This is a genomic window from Lutispora sp., from assembly GCF_041687175.1.
Lineage (GTDB): Bacteria > Bacillota > Clostridia > Lutisporales > Lutisporaceae > Lutispora.
Genome location: NZ_JAWLCK010000182.1, coordinates 1 through 4,065, shown reverse-complemented (window position 1 = coordinate 4,065; position 4,065 = coordinate 1). Strand labels below are relative to the sequence as shown.

5 protein-coding genes are annotated in these 4,065 nt (G+C 39.8%); all 5 read left to right on the top strand.

The features are described from left to right. Positions 1 to 417: 417 nt before the first annotated feature. Positions 418 to 759, top strand: coding sequence for a DUF134 domain-containing protein (locus ACESM9_RS14825; protein ID WP_373000443.1), 342 nt, complete (start codon positions 418 to 420; stop codon positions 757 to 759). A gap of 37 nt (positions 760 to 796) precedes the next feature. Next, positions 797 to 1,021, top strand: coding sequence for a DUF5320 domain-containing protein (locus tag ACESM9_RS14820; protein ID WP_373000440.1), 225 nt, complete (start codon positions 797 to 799; stop codon positions 1,019 to 1,021). Between the two features lie 133 nt (positions 1,022 to 1,154). After that, positions 1,155 to 2,708 (top strand): glutamate synthase-related protein, encoded by a 1,554-nt coding sequence (locus tag ACESM9_RS14815; protein WP_373000437.1) that lies wholly within the window; start codon positions 1,155 to 1,157, stop codon positions 2,706 to 2,708. A 95-nt stretch (positions 2,709 to 2,803) separates the two neighbouring features. Further along, on the top strand, positions 2,804 to 3,223 hold the full coding sequence (locus ACESM9_RS14810; protein WP_373000446.1) for a MerR family transcriptional regulator: 420 nt from the start codon (positions 2,804 to 2,806) through the stop codon (positions 3,221 to 3,223). Between the two features lie 63 nt (positions 3,224 to 3,286). Further along, the coding region (locus ACESM9_RS14805; protein WP_373000434.1) for a P-loop NTPase at positions 3,287 to 4,065 on the top strand (779 nt) is incomplete at its 3' end.

Genomic DNA, 4,065 nt, shown 5'->3' with positions numbered 1-4,065 from the left:
TTTTTAGTTCGCTCTTTGCTAAGAACTGTATCAAAGCTCACAAAATATCCTCAGTACATATCTAATATACAGTCACTGTAGCGTTCTCCTATACTATAGATTTCACTGTATCTTAGAAAGCTACAGTGTCTAGAGAATAAGCATATGTGCAAGTGAACATATTTATTGATTTTGTCAGTAACTCTTAGCGAAGTATCCTTAGAAAAATCGTATGGGCAGCACGGATGGTGCCCAAGCCTTCCAGGGCAGGAGGCCCTTTGGGAGGCGTTAGATTGTGAGCTGCACATATGCTTATTCTAGTTTGATAAAGTATCGAAGTAGTATCCAAGGCTACGCAACCAATAATCTATTGACAATTGAAAAAGATGGGTGTAATATAATAATGAGCATATGCACATAACTAATAGAGGTGATAAAATGCCTAGGCCTAGGAAATGCAGAAGAATTGAATTTATGCCTGACAATCAGTATTTCTATCCCCAATCAAAGGACTTTGAGGAAGTAATACTGAGCTTTGAAGAAGTGGAAGCTATAAGGCTCTCTGATTATGAAACTTTAGAGCAGGATAAGGCAGCTGAGAAGATGGATATATCCAGAGGTACCTTTCAACGAATTTTGAATGCTGCAAGACAAAAGATTGCAGATGCCCTCATAAACGGCAAAGCAATCCGTATCCAGGGTGGAGACTATGAGTTTGTAAATGGAAACTGCGGAGGCATGGGTCATCGCAGAAGATTCAGAGGAGGTAGAAATCTCTAATTCATCACATGCATCTCTAACAATAGGAGGTGAAAAAATGAGAAGATGGAATATGGGTTGGCATGGTCCAAATCCTTATCCTTTTTGCAGATGTAATCCAGCTTTACCATCCAGAAGGGCTATGAGCGGATATTTTGGAGGCGGTATATACGGTAATTACCAAACTAATGAAGTAGAATATCTAAAAAACACCGCAGAATATCTGGAGAACCAACTGGATGAAATAAACAAGAGGCTTAAAGATATCGAAAAAGAAGATTAATTTTACCCAAAACTTCAATAAATTTATTGAATAAATATAAATAAAAAGTTATAATTTAAGGAGATGCATGTGAATTTTTACCAGTGAGGTCATGACTCAATATGCACAATTCTATATTAAAGGAGGGTTTTACATGTCTCATAGTCCGACCTTAGGAACAACAGTCACCAACACGAAGATGAGAACACCTGAGAAGATTTCACCTTTCTCAGGAATGTGTTCTGTATGTACTGCAGATTGCATTGGAAGCTGTGAAATAGGCTACTCGGCTATTAGAGGTGAAGAGGCACTTTACCCTACAGGGGCTGACAAAAGCCAGTTTGCATCGGAAAAGGATTACCCAGTAGATTTATCCCATTTTAACATCAACGGTCATGTTTTTGGAGCAGAAGGTATCGAAGCAGATGCATACAAGGCCAGCTTTCCCAATGCTGATATCAGCACTACAGTAGGGATTGATAATCCTATCAAACTGAAGGCACCATTTATACTTCCTGCCATGGCAAAGCTTAATTGGCCTGATTACTATGGAGGCGCTGCTCTTGCAGGAATAATGGCGGTTATAGGTGAAGATGCTGTAGTAAAAGATAAAGACCTGGAAATGAAAAGCAACAAGGTTACAAAATCTCCTTTGCTGGAGAAAATGTTAAACAGCTTTAGAAAGTATGATCATGGTTATGGGGACATAGTACTGCAGGCAAACTATGATGATGAACACATAAATGTTTTGGATTATGCAATTGCTGAATTAGGAGCTACTACAGTGGAGTTAAAGTTCGGGCAAGCAGCCAAAGGCATACAAGGCATGGGTTTTGTCTATAGTCTGGAGGAAGCGCTGGAGTTTCAGAAAAAAGGCTATCTTGTTATTCCCGACCCTTCGGATCCCGTAGTACAGGAAAAGCATAAAAAAGGAATAGGTCCACATTTTCAAAGAATAGGCAAGCTTCCCATGTGGGATGAGGAAATATTGGCCAAGAGGGTCGAGAAGTTAAGAAGCTTAGGAGCCAAGAGAATACTCTTTAAGATGGCAGCCTTTGATCCTAAGGATATGATAAAAGTCTTAAAGATAGCATCATTCAACAAAATTGATTTGGTAACCTTTGATGCAGCAGGAGGCGGCAGCGGCAACAGCCCATGTAAGATGATGAATGAATGGGGATTGCCTGTAGTATACATGGAAAGCATATTATATGAAATACTAAATGAGATGAAAAACAAAGGTTATGAACTGCCAAAAGTAGCAGCAGCAGGTGGCTTTGCTATGGAAGATCAAATATTTAAAGGTCTTGCATTAGGTGCACCTTACATCTCTATGATAGCTATAGGAAGAGCTGCAATGGCTGCAGCAATGGCGGGCAAAAGGGTTGGAGAGCTTATTGAGCAGGGGCAAATACCAAAAGAGCTTCAGAAATACGGAAATTCCGTTGAAGAAATATTTAGGGATATAAGGCTACTTAGAGATGTATATGGTTCCGAGGTCGACAGCTTTGAACCGGGAGCTTTGGGATTATTCTCCTATATAAATCGAGTTTCTACAGGACTTCGCCAAATGATGGCTTTGAACCGTAAATTTACTTTGGATAGAATTGACAGGACCGATATAATAGCCCTGACCAAAGAAGCTGGCGAGGTATCTGGTATTTCAACTATTATGGATTACAGAGATATTGTCAGACAGTTCATATAATGAGCTAAAATATTATATACTTTTAAATGTCATCCTGGAGGCAAAACTCTAAGGATTTTAAAATAATATACAAAATTCGATGAATGGTGATTGATATGTTTGATGAATATACAGGAGTATATACCATTGGAACCGTTGCCCAGCTAATAGAAGAGCATCCCGAGACTTTGCGGGTATGGGAAAGGAACGGGCTCATACAACCCGACAGGCAAGGTTATCAAAGAAGATACTCTAACACTGATTTAAAAAGGCTTAAGTTTATAAAGTATCTGATAGACGAAAAGGGTCTTAACATTGCAGGAGTAAAGCATATTACTTCCATGTATCCCTGCTGGTATAAAAAGGATTGCAAAGGAGGAGCCCGCAAAAATAGTCCAGTGCCTGTTAATGAATCCAAACCTTGTTGGAAGATTGAAGGTACATACTGTATGATAGCCATGGACAAGGCAGAAATGTGCAATACCTGTGAAGTCTATAAAAATTGCACTAATTGCAATGGCTGTAGAAACAGATAAATCTGATGGAAGTTTCAAATAATAAATTTAACAATTCAAATAAAAGGTTAGGAGATGACTTGAATGAATCAATACGATAGCAAATGTGAAAGTATGGGCTGTGATAAAAAGGATACCTGCTCAGGAAGCTGTGAAGCGGCTGCAGCAGAAAATGATTTTAGCGTAAAAGCCCATGAGAAGAACTCAATTAAAAAAGTAATTGGTGTAGTCAGTGGAAAGGGTGGAGTAGGCAAATCACTGGTGACATCTACATTGGCGGTTCTTACGAGAAGAAGAGGCTACAGTGTGGGAGTTTTGGACGCAGATATAACAGGCCCTTCTATACCCAAAATGTTCGGTATAAGCAATAGGGCATTGGCATCCAAAGAGGGTATTATACCGGAGAGGACCCACAATGATATTAAAATAATGTCCATCAATCTTCTCCTTGATGAGGAAGATGCACCGGTGGTATGGAGAGGTCCTTTGGTTTCCAGTGTGGTAAAACAGTTCTGGACAGATGTTGTTTGGGAAGATGTAGACTATTTGTTCATCGATATGCCTCCGGGAACCAGCGATGTGGTATTGACAGTGTTCCAATCCATACCCTTGGATGGAATAGTAGTTGTTACAACTCCTCAGGATCTGGTTCATATGATAGTCCGCAAGGCATACAATATGGCAAAATCCATGAGAGTGCCTGTTTTGGGTATAGTTGAAAACATGAGCTATGTAAAATGTCCTCACTGCGATGAAGAAATAAAGGTATTTGGAGACAGCCATATAGAGGAAATAGCCAAAGGCTTGGATATAGAGGTATTAGGCAGGATGCCCATAGATCCAGCACTTGCAGAGGCCAGTGA

Bases quoted from the DNA above. Each gene is read 5' to 3' on its own strand.
- ACESM9_RS14810 (WP_373000446.1), top strand. From the start codon at position 2,804: ATGTTTGATGAATATACAGGAGTATATACCATTGGAACCGTTGCCCAG.
- ACESM9_RS14825 (WP_373000443.1), top strand. From the start codon at position 418: ATGCCTAGGCCTAGGAAATGCAGAAGAATTGAATTTATGCCTGACAAT.
- ACESM9_RS14820 (WP_373000440.1), top strand. From the start codon at position 797: ATGAGAAGATGGAATATGGGTTGGCATGGTCCAAATCCTTATCCTTTT.
- ACESM9_RS14815 (WP_373000437.1), top strand. From the start codon at position 1,155: ATGTCTCATAGTCCGACCTTAGGAACAACAGTCACCAACACGAAGATG.